The sequence below is a fragment of the Cupriavidus sp. 01L45 genome (genome assembly GCF_056399885.1).
Window position 1 is genome coordinate 15,887 of sequence record NZ_JBFTSG010000017.1, and the last position, 20,500, is coordinate 36,386.

General features: G+C 65.8%; 13 protein-coding genes, 1 tRNA gene and 1 pseudogene. 5 read left to right on the forward strand and 10 right to left on the reverse strand.

All coding sequences use genetic code 11. The annotated features are described in order from the left end of the window. Nucleotides 1-314 precede the first annotated feature (314 nt). Nucleotides 315-1,175 carry a hypothetical protein gene (locus AC1DT6_RS13630; RefSeq protein WP_441631063.1) on the forward strand — a complete coding sequence of 287 codons (861 nt, stop codon included), beginning with the start codon at nucleotides 315-317 and terminating at the stop codon, nucleotides 1,173-1,175. 45 nt (nucleotides 1,176-1,220) lie between these two features. On the opposite strand, the gene AC1DT6_RS13635 is transcribed toward AC1DT6_RS13630, so the two are convergent. Together AC1DT6_RS13635 and AC1DT6_RS13640 are read right to left on the reverse strand one after the other, a co-directional pair. Continuing rightward, a complete protein-coding gene (locus AC1DT6_RS13635; RefSeq protein WP_441631065.1) occupies nucleotides 1,221-1,691 on the reverse strand; it encodes a cyanophycin metabolism-associated DUF1854 family protein in 471 nt (156 codons plus the stop codon). 14 nt (nucleotides 1,692-1,705) lie between these two features. Next, the gene (locus AC1DT6_RS13640) at nucleotides 1,706-4,006 is read right to left on the reverse strand and encodes a cyanophycin metabolism-associated ABC transporter (RefSeq protein WP_441631067.1); all 2,301 of its coding nucleotides are present in this window, start codon (nucleotides 4,004-4,006) and stop codon (nucleotides 1,706-1,708) included. 240 nt (nucleotides 4,007-4,246) lie between these two features. Between AC1DT6_RS13640 and cphA (AC1DT6_RS13645) the strand changes: the two genes are divergently transcribed. Both cphA (AC1DT6_RS13645) and cphA (AC1DT6_RS13650) read left to right on the forward strand, forming a co-directional pair. Further along, nucleotides 4,247-6,883 (forward strand): cyanophycin synthetase, encoded by a 2,637-nt coding sequence (gene cphA, locus AC1DT6_RS13645; protein ID WP_477102618.1) that lies wholly within the window; start codon nucleotides 4,247-4,249, stop codon nucleotides 6,881-6,883. 20 nt (nucleotides 6,884-6,903) lie between these two features. Continuing rightward, nucleotides 6,904-9,474 (forward strand): cyanophycin synthetase, encoded by a 2,571-nt coding sequence (gene cphA / locus AC1DT6_RS13650; RefSeq protein WP_441631070.1) that lies wholly within the window; start codon nucleotides 6,904-6,906, stop codon nucleotides 9,472-9,474. A 974-nt stretch (nucleotides 9,475-10,448) separates the two neighbouring features. Here the strand turns inward: cphA (AC1DT6_RS13650) and AC1DT6_RS13655 are convergent. From AC1DT6_RS13655 to AC1DT6_RS13670, 4 genes are all read right to left on the reverse strand, one after another. Next, nucleotides 10,449-11,108, reverse strand: coding sequence for an amino acid ABC transporter permease (locus AC1DT6_RS13655; RefSeq protein WP_441631072.1), 660 nt, complete (start codon nucleotides 11,106-11,108; stop codon nucleotides 10,449-10,451). Nucleotides 11,109-11,215: 107 nt separating this feature from the next. Beyond that, nucleotides 11,216-12,013 (reverse strand): transporter substrate-binding domain-containing protein, encoded by a 798-nt coding sequence (locus AC1DT6_RS13660; protein ID WP_441631074.1) that lies wholly within the window; start codon nucleotides 12,011-12,013, stop codon nucleotides 11,216-11,218. Nucleotides 12,014-12,155: 142 nt separating this feature from the next. Beyond that, nucleotides 12,156-13,067, reverse strand: a complete 912-nt coding sequence (locus AC1DT6_RS13665; RefSeq protein ID WP_441631076.1) for a glutamate/aspartate ABC transporter substrate-binding protein — start codon at nucleotides 13,065-13,067, stop codon at nucleotides 12,156-12,158. Between the two features lie 98 nt (nucleotides 13,068-13,165). Next, entirely contained in the window at nucleotides 13,166-14,428 is a 1,263-nt protein-coding gene (locus AC1DT6_RS13670; RefSeq protein ID WP_441631078.1) for a D-amino acid dehydrogenase, read from the reverse strand. Between the two features lie 132 nt (nucleotides 14,429-14,560). Here AC1DT6_RS13670 and AC1DT6_RS13675 point away from each other — a divergent pair, with 132 nt between their 5' ends. Together AC1DT6_RS13675 and paeA are read left to right on the forward strand one after the other, a co-directional pair. Next, nucleotides 14,561-15,514, forward strand: a complete 954-nt coding sequence (locus AC1DT6_RS13675) for a LysR family transcriptional regulator (protein ID WP_441631080.1) — start codon at nucleotides 14,561-14,563, stop codon at nucleotides 15,512-15,514. Nucleotides 15,515-15,609: 95 nt separating this feature from the next. After that, nucleotides 15,610-16,923, forward strand: coding sequence for a polyamine export protein PaeA (gene paeA, locus AC1DT6_RS13680; RefSeq protein WP_477114729.1), 1,314 nt, complete (start codon nucleotides 15,610-15,612; stop codon nucleotides 16,921-16,923). A gap of 157 nt (nucleotides 16,924-17,080) precedes the next feature. On the opposite strand, the pseudogene AC1DT6_RS13685 reads toward paeA, so the two are convergent. The 4 genes and pseudogenes from AC1DT6_RS13685 to serS all read right to left on the reverse strand — a co-directional run. Beyond that, a pseudogene (locus AC1DT6_RS13685) lies at nucleotides 17,081-17,881 on the reverse strand (phosphatase PAP2 family protein); the annotation flags it as partial. 3 nt (nucleotides 17,882-17,884) lie between these two features. Continuing rightward, nucleotides 17,885-18,754 (reverse strand): DUF1653 domain-containing protein, encoded by an 870-nt coding sequence (locus tag AC1DT6_RS13690; RefSeq protein WP_477102619.1) that lies wholly within the window; start codon nucleotides 18,752-18,754, stop codon nucleotides 17,885-17,887. Nucleotides 18,755-18,908: 154 nt separating this feature from the next. After that, nucleotides 18,909-18,998, reverse strand: a tRNA-Ser gene (locus tag AC1DT6_RS13695). Nucleotides 18,999-19,077: 79 nt separating this feature from the next. Next, on the reverse strand, nucleotides 19,078-20,382 hold the full coding sequence (gene serS, locus AC1DT6_RS13700) for a serine--tRNA ligase (RefSeq protein WP_441631086.1): 1,305 nt from the start codon (nucleotides 20,380-20,382) through the stop codon (nucleotides 19,078-19,080). Nucleotides 20,383-20,500 lie beyond the last annotated feature (118 nt).

Consider the following 20,500-nt stretch of genomic DNA (forward strand, 5'->3'; position numbering starts at 1 on the left):
GCCGTCTGATTCACATTGGCAATGATTCTCTGCATCATCTGGTCAGATCGCCTCCCAGGAGGCGACCTTCCAGGTCGGGGGAATCACCCTCCCGGCCATCAGTTGCCCTCCAGCGCCCGCCAGTTCCTGTGCGGGCGTCTTTTTCGCGAGGCATATACCCGATGCCAGCCGATTTCGGAACGCGCAAGCACCGCGGCACCCCTCTGCCGTCTACTGCATTAATTTGTAATCAGCTGTTACAGTCCACTTTTTTTTTCGACAACCGGAAGGCGGCGCCAGCGCCGCCCGGGTTCACCGGAACGGGCAACGTATAAATGAAAAGAACGATTGGGGCAGCCGGCTTCGCGCTGGTTCTCGTGGGCTGCGGCGGATCGGGGGATAACGATGGCGGACTGGCGATCATACGGACCCCACCGGCCACTGTCCCCGCTGAACCGGCGGTCCCGGCGGTCCCGGTGGTTCCACCGGCTCCGGACACCAATGCGCTGGGCACGGGCATCTACACCGGCACTACCGTCGCCAACGAACGGTTCAACATCCTGGTCCTCGACGAGAATGTCTATTACGCGTTCTACGCCAGGGCAGGTGTACCGGACGTACCGTCCGGCGTGGTGACCGGCAACTATAGTTCCGGCAATGGCGCGCTCACCACCAACAACAACGGACGGGACTTCAACCTGGTGGACGTGGGCTACAGCCTCACGGCAGCGAACCTGGCCGCTTCCTACACGCCAGGCACGGCACTGCAGGCGCAACTCAACTACCGCAACGGCAGCGTCGCGACGGTCAACACCACCTACAGCACGGACTACAACTACATCGCCACGGCCGATGGGTTGAAGGGAACGTACTACGGCGCGACGGAGGTGATCGATACCACCGGGCTTGGCCCGGGATTCGCGCGGCTGGATATCGATGCCAACGGCAAGTTCACCGTCGACGGCGGCACGGGTTGCAGCTTTACGGGCAGCGCCACGCCGCGCCGCCAGGGCAAGGTCTACAACGTCAGCATTACACTGGGCGGCCCGCCCTGCCGCAATCCGAATACCGTCATGAGCGGCGTGGCCTATTACGATCCGACCACCACGCATAGCCTGCCCACCCCCGGCCAGCTCTATCTRTTCGCGATGCGGGCCGATCGCGAGGTGGGCTTCCTCTTCACCGGCAAGCACTGATGCCAGGGCGCGGCAATCGCGCCCTGAATGGCACGCCCGTGCGGCTTAGAGGAAACGGTCCAGCAGCTTGCGGCTGGCCTTGTCCAGGCCCATCAGGTTACGTACCAGATAGTGGATGCCGTGGCTGTCGGAGATCAGCAGCGTGGAACCAGCCAGGCGGCGGATGTCTTCCTCGCCGCGCAGTACCAGCGAGGTGCGGCCGCGGTCGGTCTCCACATCCCAGGTGCTGGGGGTGGCATAGGTCGACACCGAGCGGATCCGGCGGATCTCCGGCATGAATTCCCGGCTGGCCAGTTCGGCCTCGATCATCTCGCGCACGGAGACCGGCAAGGTGTCCAGGCGAGGCAGCCACGCCAGTTCGCGGCCGTCGGCGCTGATCATGCCGACGCCATCGTCCGGCGCGGCGATCGGGAAAGCGCGCACGGGCACTACGCCCTCATGCACGGTCCCATCCGCCGTGGTCATCACCAGGCGCCCAAAGGCATTGCGGGAGAGCTTGAAATCGACTTGTTGCATAGGGCCTCCCTTCCTTATTGCACGGTGACGGTGACCGCGGCGGCAGCATCGAGATCCGCCTCGGCATCGGCGTCAACGTTGCGGGCCTGCGCCTGGTAGAGCTTGTAGTAGGCGCCTTCGCGCGCCAGCAACTCCTCATGGCCGCCCACTTCGACAATCTGTCCACGGTCCATCACCACCAGGCGATCCGCCTTGCGCAGCGTGGACAAGCGGTGCGCGATGGCGATGGTGGTACGGCCTTGCACCAGGTTGTCCAGCGCCTTCTGGATTTCCTTCTCGGTGGCGGTATCGACCGAGGAGGTGGCTTCATCCATGATCAGGATGCGCGGATTGATCAGTAGCGCGCGGGCAATCGAGATGCGCTGGCGCTCACCGCCGGACAGCGCCTGGCCTCGCTCGCCCACCAGCGAATCGTAGCCATGCGGCAGCCGGAGGATGAACTCATGCGCGTGGGCTGCCCGCGCGGCGGCGATGATCTCCTCGCGGCTGGCGCCCGGCTTGCCATAGGCAATGTTCTCGGCAATCGTGCCGAAGAACAGGAACGGCTCCTGCAGCACCAGCCCGATATGGCTGCGGAATTCCGACACCGGCAGCGAACGGATATCGACGCCATCGAGTCGGATTGCGCCTTCGGAGACGTCGTAGAAGCGGCAGATCAGGTTGACCAGCGTGCTCTTGCCGGAGCCGCTGTGCCCCACCAGGCCGATCATCTCGCCCGGCTTGATCGACAGGTTAAGCCCTCGGATCACGGCGCGATTGCCGTAGCGGAAACCCAGGTCGCGCAGTTCGATGGCGCCTTCGACGCGCTCCAGGTGCGCCGGCCGCACGGGCTCCGGCACGCTCGATACGTGGTCGAGGATATCGAAGATGCGCTTGGCACCGGCGGCGGCCTTTTGCGTGACCGAGACGATGCGGCTCATCGAATCCAGCCGGGTGTAGAAGCGGCTGATATAGGTAAGGAAGGCCACCAGCACGCCGACCGTGATCGCGTTGTGCGAAACCTGCCAGATGCCGAAGATCCACACCACCAGCAGGCCGATCTCGGTCAGCAGCGTGACGGTCGGGGTGAACAGCGACCACACGGCGTTGACGCGGTCGTTGATCGCCAGGTTGTGCCGGTTGGCCTCGCGGAAACGCTCAACCTCGCGCTTCTCCTGGGCAAAGGCCTTGACCACGCGGATGCCGGGAATGGTATCGGCCAGCACGTTGGTGATCTCCGACCAGATCCGGTCGATCTTCTCGAAGCCGTGGCGCAAACGATCGCGCACCAGATGGATCATCCACGCGATGAACGGCAGCGGCACCAGGGTGACCAATGCCAGCCACGGGTTGATGGAGATCAGGATGGCCGCCGTCATGACGATCATCAGCACATCGGTGGCAAAATCCAGCAGGTGCAGCGACAGGAACACGCAGATGCGGTCGCTTTCCGAGCCGATGCGGGCCATCAGGTCGCCGGTGCGCTTGCCGCCGAAGTACTCCAGCGACAAGCGCAGCAAGTGTTCGTAGGTGGTCGTGCGCAGGTCGGCGCCGATGCGCTCGGACACCCGCGCCAGCAGGTACGTCCGCGCCCAGCCCAGGCTCCATGCCACCAGCGCCGCGCCCAGCAGGCCGGCCAGGTACAGCTTGACCCGGCTGTAGTCGATAGGCAGGCCGTTCTGGTACGGGATCAGCACGTTGTCCATCAACGGCATGGTCAGGTACGGCGGCACCAGCGTGGCGGCGGTGGACAGCAGGGTCAGCAGGAAGCCGGCCAGCAACTGGAACCGGTACGGCCTGGCAAAGCGCCACAGGCGCAGCAGCGCCCAGGTCGACGGCGGGGTCTCCAGATCGCGGCTACATTGCGGACATTGGTCGTCGTCCGGCGGCAGGGGTGCCTTGCAGGTCGGGCAGACCGCCTCCACATCGGCCTCGGCCAGCCCTCCCCGGCCCGAGCCGGACAGGTCGCACTGCGCGTGGAACTGGTCGATCAGGCGCAGCGCGGCCGGGTTGTGGCCGAGCGTGTAGCGCCAGGTGGCCAGTAATCGCCCACTGTCGTGCAGTTCAAGCGTGCCAACCCCGGCGTGATCGGCGTGATGCAGCGATAATCCGGGCTGGATCGTCCATTCCTGCCAGTCTTTTTGCCCCGGCATGCGCGCCAGCAAGCGACGATCCGTCACAAGTACCCAGCCTTGGGTAAAATGCAGCTTTGCGTCTAGGTCGACTTCCAGCCAGGCCAGGACGGCCTCGCCGGGTTGCAGGCGGGTGCCGATTTCGTTACGCCACGGCTCGTTCGGGGCGTCGCTGTCAATCACGGGCAAGGAAGGTTGGGTCATCGTTGGTACGGCATGCTGCGTCCCTGGGCTATGGACATAACTTGAAACAATTTAAGGCGGGCGCACCATGGCGGCCCGCCGATTTGCCCGCAGTATACATAAGGCCAAACACACGGGCGTCCCTGATGCACTGCACAATCGCTTTTTAATCAAGAAAGTCAACCGGCTGACCGTTGTAACGTTACTGAAAGGTTAGGCTTCTATTTCTCGGGCACTCGCCCACTGCCTCAAGCTAAATCAATGAAAAAGAAGGACATTGAGATTTTCGATGTCATGTCGCTGCGCGGCCCGAATATGTGGACATATCGGCCTGTGCTGGAGGCGTGGGTCGATATCGGGGAACTGGAGGATTTTCCCTCCAACACGATTCCGGGGTTCTACGAGCGCCTGTCGGCATGGCTGCCCTCGCTGATCGAGCATCGCTGCAGTATCGGCGAGCGCGGCGGCTTCCTGCAGCGGCTCAAGGAAGGCACGTGGCCTGGCCACATCCTGGAACATGTCACGCTTGAGCTGCAAAACCTCGCCGGCATGCCCGGCGGCTTCGGCAAGGCGCGCGAGACCCCGATCCGCGGTGTCTACAAGGTGATCGTGCGGGCCTGGCATGAGGACGTCACCCGTGCGGCCCTGTTCGCCGCCCGCGACCTCGTGATGGCAGCCATCGGGGACCGCCCCTACGACGTCCAGGAGACGGTGGACCACCTGCGCCGCCTGGTGGACAAGCACTGCCTGGGCCCGAGCACCGCCTGCATCGTCGACGCTGCCGACGACCGCGACATCCCTGCCCTGCGCCTGTCGGAGGGCAACCTGGTGCAACTCGGCTATGGCAGCCGCCAGCGCCGCATCTGGACCGCCGAGACCGACCGCACCGCCGCCATCGCCGAGAGCATCTCGCGCGACAAGGACCTGACCAAGAGCCTGCTGGAGTCATGCGGCGTGCCCGTGCCCGAAGGCCGGCTGGTGGAAAGTGCCGCCGACGCCTGGGACGCCGCCGAGGACATCGGCCTGCCGGTGGTGGTCAAGCCCTATGACGGCAACCATGGCCGCGGCGTGTTCACCAACCTGACCACCCGCGAGGAAGTCGAGACCGCCTACGGCGTGGCCATCGACGAAGGCAGCGGCGTCATCGTCGAACGCTTCGTGCCGGGCAACGAACACCGCCTGCTGGTGGTGGGCGGCCGCCTGGTGGCCGCCGCCATGGGCGAGACCGCCAGCGTGACCGGCGATGGCAAGTCGACCATCGACGAGCTGATCGAGTCGCAGATCAATTCCGATCCGCGCCGCGGCAGCACCGAAGATCACCCGCTCAACAAGGTCCGGCTGGATTCGGCCGCGCGCCTGGAGCTCAAGCGCCAGGGCTTCGACGCCACATCCGTGCCGCCCGAAGGCAAGCACGTGCTGATCCAGCGCAACGGCAACGTCGCCTTCGACGTGACTGACCGCGTGCATCCCAGCGTGGCCGCGCATGCCTCCCTGGCCGCCCGCGTGGTCGGCCTGGATATCGCCGGGGTCGACCTGGTGGCGCAGGATATCTCGCGCCCGCTCGCCGAGCAGCGCGGCGCCATCGTCGAGGTCAATGCCGGCCCTGGCCTGCTGATGCACCTCAAGCCCTCCAACGGCGAAGCGCGCCCGGTGGGCCGTGCCGTCGTGGATCACCTGTTCCCGGCCGGCGAAGGCGACGACAACGGCCGCATTCCGGTGGTCGGCATCACCGGTACCAACGGCAAGACCGTGGTGGCCAAGCTGGTGGCGCGCCTGCTGCAACTCTCCGGCAAGCACACCGGCCTGGCTTGCAGCGACGGCCTCTATCTCGACCGCCGCCAGGTCCAGGGCGGCGACCGCGCCAACTGGGACGCAGCCCATCGCATCCTGATGAACCGCGCCGTCGATGCCGCCGTGCTCGAAAACGACAGCGGCGCCATCCTGTCCGAAGGCCTCGCCTACGACCGCTGCCAGGTCGGCGTGGTGACCAACATCGATGTGCCCGACCATCTCGGCCAGTACTACGTCGAAGAAGTCGAGAAGATGTACAACGTGCTGCGTACGCAAGTCGACGTGGTGCTGGACGGCGGCGTGGCGGTGCTCAACGCGCGCGACCCGCTGGTGGTGGAGATGGCGGAGCTGTGCGACGGCGACGTGATCTTCTTCGGCCTGTCCGCGGACCTCCCCGCCATTGCCGCGCATCGCGCGGCCGGACGCCGCGCGGTCTATGTGCGCGACGGCAAGGTAGTACTCGCCACCGGCAGCCGCGAGACGCCGCTGACCGACGTGGCGGCGATCCCTCTCACTTATGCTGGCCGGGTGGCCTTCCAGGTCGAGAACGTGCTGGCGGCTGTCGCCACCGGCTGGGCGCTTGGCATCTCAAACGACCTGATCCGCGCTGGCGTGGTGACCTTCGATGTGGGCCAGGTGGATGCGCCCGGCCGCTTCACGCTGTTCGAGCGCAACGGCGCCACCGTGGTGATCGACGACGCCCACAATGCCCCGGCGCTGGAAGCGCTGGTGGCCGCGCTGGAACGCTTCCCGAGCGATCGGCGCGTGGTGGTGTATGGCGCCGGCGTGCAGCGACGCGACGAAGACATGGTCAAGCAAGGCAAGGTGCTGGGCGCCGCCTTCGACCGCGTCTTCCTGTGCGAGGATCGCTCCGTCAACAGCGCCCTGCCCGATGCCGAAGCGCGCGCGCTGCTCAAGCAAGGCCTTTACGAAGGCCGCCGCGTGACCAAGATCATCGACGAAGGCACGCGCCGCCAGGCCATCGAGGCCGCGCTCGCGCAAGTCGTGGCCGGCGACCTGCTGGTCCTGCAATGCGATGAGGCATCGACGCTGCCGACCATCGATCTGGTGCACCAGTGGATGGGCCAACCGGGCCGCCGCGCCTGATCCGGAAGGAAACTGATTTCATGGAAGTCTCACGTATCCGGGCCCTGCGCGGCCCCAACCTGTGGTGTCGCCACACTGCCATCGAAGCCATCGTATCGTGCTCCGACGAGGCCCACACCCTGGCCGACCTGCCCGGTTTCGAAGAGCGCCTGCGCGCGCGCTTTCCCGAGGTGGGCCCGCTGCGGCCCGACGACAACGAAGGCGTGGTGTCGCTGGCGCACGCGCTGGAATGCGCGGCGATGCGCCTGCAGGCGGAGGCCGGCTGCCCGGTCAGCTTCAGCCGCACCGCGCCTACCGTGGAACCCGGCACCTACCAGGTGGTGGTGCAGTACAGCGAGGAGGAAGTCGGACGCCTCGCGATGGAACTGGCCGCCACGCTGTGCCGCGCCGCGCGCGACGACGTGCCCTTCGACCTGGCCGACGCGCTGCATCGCCTGCGCGAGCTCGACGAAGACCTGCGCCTGGGACCGAGCACCGGCTCCATCGTCTATGCGGGCGTGGCACGCGGCATTCCTTACCGTCGCCTGACGCAAGGCAGCATGGTGCAGTTCGGCTGGGGCAGCAAGCAACGCCGCATCCAGGCCGCCGAAACCGATATGACCAGCGCCGTCGCGGAATCGATCGCGCAGGATAAGGAACTCACCAAGACCTTGCTGCACGCGGCCGGCGTGCCGGTGCCGATGGGCCGCTCGGTATCCGATCCCGACGAAGCCTGGGCCGTGGCGCAGGAAATCGATGCGCCGGTGGTGGTCAAGCCGCGCGACGGCAACCAGGGCAAGGGCGTGGCGGTGCGTATCCGCACCCGCGAGGAAATCATCGCCGCCTATGAGGTGGCTGCGGACATCAGCTCCGACGTGATCGTCGAGCGCTATATCCCCGGTCACGATTTCCGCCTGCTGGTGGTGGGCAATCACCTGGTCGCCGCTGCCCGCCGCGACCCGCCCCAGGTCACCGGCGACGGCAAGCACACCGTGCGCGAGCTGGTCGAGGAAGTCAATCGCGACCCGCGCCGCGGCGAGGGCCACGCTACCTCGCTGACCAAGATCCGCTTCGACGATATCGCGCTGGCTACGCTGGCCAAGCAAAACCTGACGGCGGACTCCGTGCCGCCCAAGGGCACCCGCGTGGTGCTGCGTAACAACGCCAACCTGTCCACCGGCGGCAGCGCCACCGACGTCACCGACGACGTCCACCCCGAAATGGCCGCGCGCGCCGTGGCCGCCGCGCGCATGGTCGGCCTCGACATCTGCGGCGTCGACGCGGTCTGCGAGACCGTGCTCAAGCCGTTCGAGGAACAGGCAGGCGGCATTGTCGAGGTCAACGCAGCGCCGGGCCTGCGCATGCATCTGCAGCCCTCCTACGGCAAGGGCCGCGCGGTGGGCGAGGCCATCATCTCCACCATGTTCTCCGACGGCGACGATGGCCGCATCCCAGTGGTGGCGGTCTCCGGCACCAATGGCAAGACCACCACGGTCCGCCTGATCACCCACCTGCTCGCCGCCAGCGGCCTGCGCATGGGCATGACCGGCACCGACGGCGTCTACATCAAGGGCGAGCGCATCGATACCGGCGACTGCAGCGGCCCGCGCAGCGCCCGCAATGTGCTGATGCACCCCGACGTGGACGCCGCCGTGTTCGAGACCGCGCGCGGCGGCCTGCTGCGCGAAGGCCTGGCCTTCGACCGCTGCGACGTGGCGGTGGTCACCAATGTGGGTGAAGGCGATCACCTCGGGCTGTCCTACATCAGCACCGTGGAAGATCTCGCCGTGCTCAAGAGCGTCATCGTGCAAAACGTGGCGCCGCATGGCATGGCGGTGCTCAATGCAGCCGACCCCATGGTGGTACGCATGGCGGACGCCTGCCCCGGCGCCGTGACCTTCTTCGCGGCCGACCTGAACAATCCGGTGATGGCCACGCACTGCGCGCAGGGCAAGCGCGTGGTGTACGTCGAGGACGGCCATATCGTGGCCGCCGAAGGCGAGAACCAGGTTCGCATTGCGCTGTCGGGCATCCCGCTGACGCGCGGCGGCACCATCGGCTTCCAGGTCGAGAACGCCATGTCCGCCACGGCCGCGGCTTGGGCGCTCGGCATCGACTGGGATGTGATCCGCCGTGGCCTCGCCACGTTCGTCAACGACGCAGCCAATGCGCCCGGACGCTTCAATGTGTTCGACTACAAGGGTGCGACGCTGATCGCCGACTATGGCCACAACCCGGATGCGATCCAGGCGCTGTGCAACGCCATCGAGGGCATGCCGGCCAAGCGCCGTTCGGTGGTGATCAGTGGCGCGGGCGACCGCCGCGATGTCGACATCCGCCGCCAGACGGAGATTCTTGGCGGTGTATTCGACGAGGTGATCCTGTATCAAGACCAGTGCCAGCGCGGCCGGGAAGACGGCGAAGTACTGGCTCTGCTGCGCGAAGGCCTGGAAGGCGCCAGGCGCGCGAGCGCGATTGAGGAGATCCGTGGGGAATTCCTCGCCATCGATACCGCACTGTCGCACCTGCAGCCGGGCGACCTTTGCCTGATCCTGGTGGACCAGGTGGAGGAAGCGCTGGGGCATATCGAGCAGAGGATTGCCCAGGGGTGAGGGTGGGAGTCGCCTCGCGGTAAACAAGAAAGCCAGCCTTATCGGCTGGCTTTCTTGCTTTCTTGCTTTCGTGCTGCGGGGCGCGGCGTAGCTTCTTTGAGCGGCGTTGGCTCTTGCATTCAACAGCCATACGACATCGCCCTGCGAGGTTGGTCGCTGTTTCTTTTTGCGGCGATGGTTTTTGCACCCAAGTGCGTACGACATCCCCCTGCGGGGGATGCCGGTCACTCTTCTTTGCTTCGGCAAAGAAGACTAACGAGAAGAAAGCCGACCCTGCCGGGGGCAGAGCAATCAGGCCTATGAGGCTCGGTGGTTTCGTCGTACGGCCCGGAGTTCCGGCGAGCTTCTGCCGGTACCGGCTTGAGCGGCCACGAATCTGCCAGCTTCCGGGATTCACGGTGGGGCCCCCGGTAGCGGACATCACATGCTACAAGCCGTCTGTCGCGCGCGAAGTGGGCGGCCACGAAGTTGCAAGCGCACCGGTTCCGTCGTGGGCGCGGTGGCACCGCTTTGAAAAGCCCGAAACCTTGACCACCGCGCCCGCCCCACTACGAAACCATTGGCGGGCGATGTGTCGTGGTGGTTCGCGCCGGTAACGGTAGATGGTCGAATGGGCAAGGATTCCGCTACCGGGGGCCACACCACGAATCCTGGAAATTGGCAGATTCGTGGCCGCTCAAACCGGTACCGGCAGATGCCAGCAGAACTGTAGCCGTACGACGAATCTCCTGTCCCTTGCACCCGCGATTGCTCTGCCCCCGGCAGGGTCGGCTTTCTTCTCGTTAGTCTTCTTTGCCGAAGCAAAGAAGAGTGACCGGCATCCCCCGCAGGGGGATGTCGTACGCACTTGGGTGCAACAACCATCGCCGCAAAAAGAAACAGCGACCAACCTCGCAGGGCGATGTCGTATGGCTATTGGGTGCAAACGCCAACACCGCCAAAATCAAAAACCACCTCCCCCTACCCCCTACCCCCTAATGCCTCCCCGGCAGCGACAACCGCCGCTCCAGCCGCCGCTGCACCTGCGACAACGCCGTACTGAGCATCCAGTAGATCGCAGCCACCGCAAGATAAAGCGGCAGCGGCTGGTAGGTTGCCGCTATCACCTCCTGCGCCGTGCGCAGCAGTTCGGTCACGGTAATCACCGACACCAGCGAGGTGTCCTTGATCAGGCTGATCAGGCTGTTCGACAGGCTTGGCACCGCCAGCCGCAACGCCTGCGGCCCTACCACGTAGCGCAGCGTCTGGCCCTGGGTCAGCCCCAGGCTATAAGCCGCCAGCCACTGGCCGCGCGGGATGCCAAGGATGGCGCCGCGCATGCTTTCGGAAAGATAAGCCCCCACGTTCAGGCTCAGCGTGAGCACGCCGGCCGGCGTGGGCTCCAGTGCAATGCCGATGCCGGGCAACCCGTAGTACACCACGAAGATCTGCACCAGCAGCGGCGTGCCGCGCATGATGCTGACATAGACCCGCGCGATGGCCATCAGCACACGCCGGTGGCTGATGCCCATCAGGGCGACCACGGTGCCGATCACCAGTCCGAAGACCATCGACAGCAGGGCAAACTTGATGGTGAGCAACATGCCCTGCATCAGCACGGGCAGCGAATCGGCGACAAGCTGGAGAGCGGACATGGTAGGCCCTGGAGCATGCCGGCCACGGCAACGAGGGCGGCCATGGCAGCATCACAACGTCACAACGCCCGGTTGACAGGCTCGCGCCCGGCAGGCGCAACCCGCGCTTACTTGGCCGGCCTGGTCACGTCCGCGCCGAACCACTTCACCGAGAGCTTGCCGAGGCTGCCGTCCTTGCGCATCTCGTCGAGCGCGCGGTCGATGGCCTGCCTGAACTTCGGATTGTCCTTGCGGAAGGGGATCGCCACCTCGGCATTGCCACCTTCGACGATCGCGCCGGGCCGCAGCGGCAGGCTCGACGTCTTGATCAGGTAGCCGATCATCAGGCGGTCGTTGAGCGCGGCGTCCACGCGTTCCGCCGCCAGGTCGCGCAGGTACTCCGGTGCGCCGGGATAGGTCTTGACGTCGATGCCGGCCACCGACTTGGCCAGCTCGTTGTAGTTGCTGCCCAGGCTCACCCCGAGCTTCTTGCCCTTCAGGTCATCGAGCGATTTGAACTGGCGCTTGTCGTCTTTGCGCTGGATCAGCTGCGCTGCCGAATAGACATAAGGCGTGGAGAAATCCAGCACCTGCTTGCGCTGCGGTGTGACCGCGACCTGATTGACGATCACATCGAACTTGCCAGCCTGTAGCCCGGCAATGATGCCGCTCCACTCGGTGGTGACGAACTCCGGCTTGACGCCGAGCTTGGCCGCCACGCCCTTGGCCACGTCGACGTCGAAACCCTCCAGCTGGTTGCCGCCGCCGCGGTAGTTGAACGGCGGATAGGTACCCTCCAGGCCAATCTTCAGCACGCCGGCCTGCTTCACGGTGTCGAGCAGGTCGGCGGCCTGCACGGCGGCACCCGTTGCCAGCAGCGAAACGGCGAGCAGTGCCCCGAGGCAGCCAGTACGAAGCGATCGCATATGTTCTCCAGTCAGCACAAGCGGCGCGAACCGCATTCGCGCCGCCAAGGGTTGGCCCACCAGGAGCGTAGACCTGCATTGAGCCTACCGCAACTTCCCGTTGCACAGCAATAACGATTCGCCCTGCCCGCGCCGGCCTGGCCTACTGGAACGCCTTGTCGTTAGGCTGTGCGTAAAGATCCTTCATCTCGGCCGAGAGCGGATAGTTGAGATTGATGCCGCGCGGCGGGATCGGCGACTGGAACCATTTCTTGTAGAGCTGCTCGGCGCGGCCGCTGGTCATCAGCCCGGCGATTACGCCATCGGCCAGCTTCTTGAAGGACGGATCGTCCTTGCGGAACATGCACGCGTAGTTCTCCGTCTGCAGCGGCGTGCCTACCACCGTCCACTCGCCGTGGTTCTTGGCCTTGGTCAGCTCACCGTACAGCAGCGGCTCGTCCATCACGAAGGCCACCGCGCGGCCGGTCTCCAGGATCAGGAAGGACTGGCCGTGATCCTTGGCGCTGATCAGGTTCATGTTCATGCCCTTCTCGCCGTTCATCTTCACCAGCAGGCGTTCGTCGGTGGTGCCCGCCGTGGTCACCACGTTGCGGTCCTTCAGGTCCGGGAAGTCCTTCACGCCCGAGTCCTTCTTCGTCAGCATGCGCAGGCCGTAGACGAAGAGGCTGTTGGAAAACGCCACCTGCTTCTGACGCTCGAGGTTGTTGGTGGTGGTGCCGCACTCGATGTCGATGGTGCCGTTCTGCACCAGCGTAATGCGGTTCTGAGAGGTAATCGGGACCAGCTTGACCTGCAGGTTGGGCATCTGCAGTTGCGTTTTCACCTTGTCGACGATCTGCAGCAGGATTTCGTGCGAGTAGCCCATCACGTCCTTGCCATTGGTATAGGAGAACGGGATCGACGACTCGCGATAGCCCAGCGAGATCACGCCGGTATCCTTGATCTTGCGCAGCGTCTCGCCATCGTCGGCGATGGCCGCGCCGGCGGCACACGCAAGCATGGCGGCAGCCAGCAGGCAGCGGGAGAATCGGTGGGGACGAACGTTGGATTGCATATCGCTTTCTCCTTGGGTTGGTGACGGCTCGTGAAGTATTGAGGTGGTGACGTCTCTGCGCCTTGACGCAAACAAAACTGCAACGCCGGCGCTAGGGCTCAGGCCAGCGTCGCGGCGAAATCCCCGGCTTCGATGACCGGCTTGCGCCCTGCCAGGCCATCGGCCAGCAAACCCGCGCTGCCCATGGCCAGCGTGAAGCCGAGCGCGCCGTGGCCGATATCAAGCCACAAGCCGCGCAGGCGCGAAGGCCCCACCATCGGCAGGCCGCTCGGCGTAGCCGGACGCAGGCCGGCCCATGGCTGCAACTGCCCAGGTTCCATGCGCGGCGCGATGTCGCCAAACAGTGCGCGCGTCTCGCCGGCCAGCGTGGCGATCCGCGCGCGGTCGATGACGGTGTCCGCCCGCACCAGATCGGCCATGCCGGCCACGCGCAAGGTATTGCCGATGCGGGCATAGACGATCTTGCGCGCAAAGTCGGTGATGCTGATATGCGGCGCGCTGGCGCCATCCGCGATCGGCACCGTGATGCTGTAGCCCTTGAGCGGCCACAAGGGCGGCCGCAGGCCCAGCGGCTTGAGCAGCGCCACGCTGCCGATGCCGCCGGCCACCACCACCGCATCGGCGCGCTCGATGCCGGACGCGGTGCGCACGCCGGTCACACGGTCGCCTTCGCACTCGATGCCCAGCACGCTGGCGCCGAAGCGCAGCGACACGCCAGGCCTGCCGCGCAGCAACTGTGCCAGTGCCAGGCAAAAGCGATGGCAATCGGCCACTTCCTCGCTCGGGGTATGAATGGCGCCGGCGATCTCGCCGCGCATGCCGGCCAGCGCCGGCTCCAGCGCCACGCACGCATCGCCGTCCAGCGCCTGTTGCTCGCAGCCCAGGCTGGCCTGATAGTCGAGCAGGCGGCAGGCTGCCTCGAAACTGTCTTTATCGCGATGCACAATGAGCTTGCCGCGCCGGGCGAAGCCGAACTCCGCCGGCTGGCTGTCGACGAAAGCCTGCATCAGGTCGCGGGAGTAAAAGGCAAGGCGCAGCAGCTTGCGCGTGGTGGCTTCACTGGTGGCGGCGTTGCAGGCACGGGCAAACGCAGCCAGCCAGCGCCACTGCGCGGGGTCCCCCGAGGGCCGGAAGCGCATCGGCGAATCGGGACGCAGCAGCCAGCCAGGCACTTTGCCCAGCACCCCCGGGCCTGCCAGGGGGGCGACATAGCTGTAGCTGAGCTGCCCGCCGTTGGCGAAGCTGGTTTCCTCGCCGGGGCCGCCGTGCCGCTCCAGCACGGTCACCTCATGCCCGTCGCCTGCCAGCCGCCACGCGGCGCTCATCCCGATCACGCCCGCCCCCACGATCACAACCTTCATCGTCCGCCTCTCTGCCCCGGTCCAATCCGATCCGACGAAGGTTAGACCAAGCAGCCAGCCTTGCCCAATGCGAATACGTGCAAGAATATGTCTTTAGGCTATAGGTGCTCCCCAGGCACCATCCGTTACCCGATGCGATTGCGCCAGATCGAGGTCTTTCGTGCGGTCATGCTGACCGGCACCGTCAGCGAGGCGGCCCGCCTGCTGCATGTCTCGCAGCCTGTCGTCACGCGCGTGCTGCAGCATGCCGAGGCCACGCTCGGATTTCGCCTGTTCGACCGGATCAAGGGCAGGCTGCAGGCCACGCCGGAGGCCACCGCGCTCTACGGTGATGTCGAGCGGCTCTATGGCGAGATCGAGCGGGTGCGGCGCGTCTCCGAAAGCCTGCGCCACAAAGGTGCCGGCCGCCTGCGTGTGGCGGCCACGCCGAGCCTGGCCAGCCCCTTGCTGGTGCCTGCCGTACGCGCTTTCTGCGCGCGCCATCCCGAGACCCAGGTTCAGGTGCTGACCCACCACACCGACGAGATCGTGCAGGGGCTGCTGGCCAACCAGATCGACCTGGGTTTTGCCTTCTCGCCGCCGCGCCACGAGGCCATCTCCAGCGAGCCGGTGGCCGGCGGGCAGATGCTGCTGGCGGTGCCTCGGGGCGAGCCGCTATCGTCGCGCGGGCGCCGGGCCGACGTGCCGATGCACCGGCTGGTGGAACGCCCCTTCATCGCCTACGACGACAACAGTTCGCTCGGCCTGCTGGTGCGCCAGACGCTGGCACGCAACGCGCTTGAGCCGCGCTCCACGCTGGAAGTCCAGACTTACTCGCTGGCACTGGCCCTGGTCGATGCCGGCCTCGGCCTAACCTTGCTCGACCAGTACACCGCGCTGGGCGCAAACCCCGAGCGCGTCTCGCTGCACGAGGTAAAGCCCGCCCTGTCGTTCGAGATCCAGTTGCTGCGCGCCAGCCACCGCGGCAGCTCCAGCCTGGCCGACGATATGCGCGAGCAGTTTGCCGCCGCGGCGCGGGAGGTGGCTGCTGCGCTGCCGCAGCGGCTGGAGGCGCCGGCGGTCAGTTTCGAGCACGCCCCTAAATGAGCCCTTTTGCCGTCCTCTATGGAAGCTGAGGAATTTGACAGTACCGTGCGCCGTGCACCATCATCAAAGCGCCTGAACGGTGCTTTCCCAAACCTATGTTCGCCCTGACCCTGCTTCTCCTCATCCTGGTAAGCGCCTTCTTCTCGATATCCGAGATCGCGCTGACCGCTTCGCGCCGCACCAAGCTGCAGACCCTGTCCGAGCGTGGCGACCGCCGTGCCACCAAGATCATGCTGCTCAAGGAGGAGCCGGGCAACTTCTTCACCATCGTGCAGATCGGCGTCAACAGCGTGGCCATCCTGGCGGGTATCGTCGGCGAGAAGCATGTCTCCGACCTGGTGCAGGCCGCGCTGCTGCCCTACCTGGACGCCGTCGCGACGCAGCGCATCGCCAATGTCGGCTCCTTCCTGATCGTCACCCTGCTCTTCATCCAGTTCGCCGACCTGATCCCCAAGCGCATCGCCATGACGTACCCCGAAGCGTGCGCGCTGGTGGTGATCGACCCGATGCTGACCCTGATCAAGATCTTCAAGCCGCTCGTCTATGTGTTCAACGGCGCCGCCGACGCCACGCTGCRCCTGTTCGGCGTGCCCACCAAGCATATCGACCAGATCACTTCGGAAGACATCGCCGCCATGGTCGACGCCGGGGCGGAAGCGGGCGTGCTGCACAAGCACGAGATTCACCTGATCGAGAACGTGTTCGAGCTCGATGCCAAGAGCGTCACCGCCGTGATGACGCCGCGCGACGAGGTGGTCTACATCGGCCTGGACGAACCCGCCGACAGCCTGCGCCGCAAGCTGGTCAATTACCCGCACGCGCAATACCCGGTGTGCGGGCACAACCTCGACGACGTGCTGGGCTATATCGATTCGAAGGACATCCTGCAGATGTTCCTCGCCGACGATTCCACCGGCGTGATCGGCAACATCGGCAATATCGGCAAGCACCACGACAAGAACGTGCTGGTGATCCCGGACACGCTCACGCTCACCGAGTCGCTCACGCGCTTTCGCGAGATGCACCAGAACTTTGCCGTGGTGATGAACGAGTACGGGCTGGTGGTCGGCATCGTCGCGCTCGACGATATCGTCGGCGCGCTGATGGGCAACATCATCTACTCCACCGAAGACGAACAGATCGTGCGGCGCGACGAAAGCTCATGGCTGGTCGACGGCCTCACGCCGCTGGTGGACCTGAAGAAGGCGCTGGAGCTGGACGAGCTGCCCGGCGAGGATTACGTCGATACCGCCGCCGGGCTGGTGATCTACACGCTCAAGCGCATCCCGAAGAAGTCGGAATCCATCGAGGCCGCGGGTTTCCGCTTTGAAGTGGTGGATATCGACCATCACAAGATCGATCAGTTGCTGGTCTCGCGGCTGCCACCGGCGGAACCGTTCCAGCCGTAAGCGCACGGCGATAACGCTCCACCGTGGTGGGCAACTGGAACGCCACGATCCAGGCGCCAACCACCACCACCGCCGCAGCAGCGGCCACGCCCAGGCGTAGCGGCGCAAGGCGCTCCGGCGCGTGCAGGGTCGCGTAGGCGGTACCCAGCAGCACGATCCAGGCAAAACCGAGCGCGCAACCGGCCAGCACGTCGGACAGCCAGTGCATGCCAAGGTAGAGCCGCGACAGGCAAATCAGCGCCACCGTCACCGCGGTCAGCGCAATCACCGGGATCCGGGCGCGCCACGGCTGGCGCAAGCACAGCAGGAAAGCCAGGAAGCCATAGGTCACCATGCTGCTGGTGGCGTGCCCGCTGGGGAAGGAGAAGGACTCCAGGCCGCCGTAGATGCTGGCAGGACGGCTGCGCTCGAGCGCCAGTTTGAGCACCATCACGCAAGCGCGCGCACCGACCAGCGCCCCCACCCAGTAGGCCGCCGCCACCCAGGCACGGCGCCACGCCAGCCAGCCAAACACGGTCACGCCCACCGCCACGGAAACTCGCGCTCCACCCAGTTCGGTCAGCACAACCATGGCCGTATCGAGCCACCCTTGCTGCCACGCGCGCAGTTGCGCGAACACGGCCTGATCCACTTGCACCAGCGGCGCACCCTCGGCGATGGACTCGCCCAGCCACAATAAAGCGCCCGCGCAAGCCAGCAGCAAGACCCCGCCCAGCGCCAGCAGGAGCAGTTCGGCGATATCGCGCTCCAGCATGCGGACCACGCGCGGCCACTGCCGGCCGGCACGCGCGTGCAGCGCATCGCGGCCACGCAGGCGCGCGGCATCGAGCCGGCGCACGAGCGGGCGGATGACCAGCAACAAGCCGCGCACCAAGCACAGCAGCAATAGCGCAAACAAGGCTAGCAGGCCCACTACGCCCAGCGCGGTCGCCGGCGTGAGCCAGGAAGCGGTAGGCATCGGTCAGCCTCCCGCGGCCATGCGCGCGATATTGGCGCGTGCCGGCGCTTCGCAATCGGCGAACGCCGGCGTGAGGAAGAGCTGCGCGCGCTGCGCCAGGCCTTGCAGGAAAGCRATCCTGCGCTGCAGGAAGGCCGCGAACAGGGCATCGCCGTCCAGGCCGGTGCGATTAGCCAGCAGCGCACGGTTTTCCTCGAACACAGCGGTGGTCCAGGCACCGAAGTCCGCCGGTGACGCCGCCAGACGGCAGAGATCGAGATCCAGCACGAGTTCCGACTCGGGCACCGAGGCGCGATGCCCGCACGTATCCATCACGATGCGCGCGGCCAGCGATGTCACCGCGGCATCGACGCCGACGACCATGGTCTCGATCAGCGCGGCCGAGGCCGCTTCGTTATGCTCGCAGCCCGGCACGTAGACCGCGTCGTGAAACAGCACCGCCAGCGCTTGCGCGGGCGTCAGTGCCACACCGCGCGCCTGCGCGGCTTCAAACATCTCCAGCACATGCCGGCGATCATGGTAGTGCCGGTAAGGCGCGTCGTAGCAAGCCAGCACCTGCAACACCGTCGCGCGCGGCAGGAAGTCCAGGCAGCCCAGCGCCGCCGGCCAGTCCAGTGCGAAACGCGGCTGCGTGCCTTGTGGCGTAGCCACGTTTTCGGCGAACACATCCAGCGGACGCACCCACAACCGGGAGCGGTCCCGCATCGACTCGTACACCACCACCTGCGACATGTCCGACTCGATCACGCCGAGGCCGACGATGGCATAGGCGCCGCCTTTGTAGTGGCGATAAGGCATGTCCGGCAGATAGCCGGAAGGCAAATCGGCGCCGGATTGGGCTTGAGTGGAGGGCGGGAAAGAAGGCTGGGTCATGAGCGGCTGTTCGAATCGGAGCAGCGTCATGATAGTGCATTGACTGCGCGAGACCGCTTGGGCTGCTCGCGCCATGATGCGGGCAGCGCGATTCCGCACCCCCAATGCAAAAGCCCCACGACTCCGTGAAAAATCGTGGGGCTTTGCTTACTGCTGGCGGAGAGGGTGGGATTCGAACCCACGGTAGGCTCGCACCTACGCCTGATTTCGAGTCAGGTACATTCGACCACTCTGCCACCTCTCCGGTAACTGGGTCGCTTGTCGCGAAGAACAAGATTATAGAGGAAATCCCGCTCCAACCGCAAGCCCCCGGCGGCGAAAATTTATGCCTCGGGGCCCAGGCGCGTCAGGCCGCCCAGATACGGCTGCAATGCGGCCGGTACCGTCACCGAGCCATCGGCGTTCTGGTAGTTCTCCAGGATCGCCACCAGCGTGCGGCCAACGGCCAGGCCCGAGCCATTGAGCGTGTGCAGCAGCTCCGGCTTGCCCTGGCCCGCGCGGAAACGGGCCTGCATGCGGCGCGCCTGGAAGTCGCCCATGTTCGAGCAGGAGCTGATCTCGCGGTACGTGCCCTGCGCGGGGATCCAGACTTCGAGGTCATAGGTCTTGGTGCTGCCGAAGCCCATGTCGCCCGTGCAAAGCGCGACGGTGCGGAACGGCAGGTCCAGCTTCTTCAGGATGGCTTCCGCATGGCCCGTGAGCTGTTCCAGCGCATCGAATGAATGCTCGGGCTGCACCACCTGCACGAGTTCGACCTTGTCGAACTGGTGCTGGCGGATCATGCCGCGCGTGTCCCTGCCGTAGGAACCGGCTTCCGAGCGGAAGCAAGGCGTGTGGGCAACGAAACGCAGCGGCAGCTTGTCGCCGGCCACGATGGCGTCGCGCACGATATTCGTCAGCGGCACCTCGGCGGTGGGGATCAGGTAGAAGTTCTCGAGGCGCTCGCCCTCTTCGCTGCCAACCTTGCGCGGCACCTTGAACAGGTCTTCCTCGAACTTGGGCAACTGGCCGGTGCCGCGCATCGATGCGGCATTGACGATGTACGGCACGTACATCTCGGTATAACCGTGCTCCAGCGTGTGGGTATCGAGCATCAGCTGCACCAGCGCGCGGTGCATGCGCGCGACGCCGCCACGCAGCATGGAGAAGCGCGAGCCCGTAACCTTGGCCGCGGTATCGAAATCCAGTCCGAGCCGCTCGCCCACGTCGACGTGGTCCTTGACCTCGAAGTCGAAGCTGCGCGGCGTGCCGACGCGGCGCACTTCCACGTTCTGGGTTTCGTCGCGGCCCACCGGCACGCTCTCGTGCGGCAGGTTGGGGATGGCTTCCAGGATTTCGGAGAGCTGGGCCTGGATTTCTTCCAGGCGCGCGGCCGATGCCTTGAGGGTATCGCCGATGCCGCCGACTTCGGCCATCACCGCCGAGGCGTCTTCGCCCTTGCCCTTGAGCATGCCGATCTGCTTGGAGAGGCTGTTGCGGCGCGCCTGCAGTTCCTCGGTCTGGGTCTGCAGTTGCTTGCGCTCGGCTTCGAGTGCCTGGAAGGCCGCTACGTCGAGTTGGAATCCGCGCGTGGCAAGGCGTTGCGCCACGGCGTCGATGTCTTTGCGGAACAGCTGGATGTCTAGCATGTTGCGTATGAGGGGAGGTGCATGGGCCAGCGGCATGCCGGCGGACCCGCCATTTTACTGTACTGGCCGGCGCAAGCGCCGAACCACCGGCCGGGGAACAGGCACGCGCTTCGGCCGC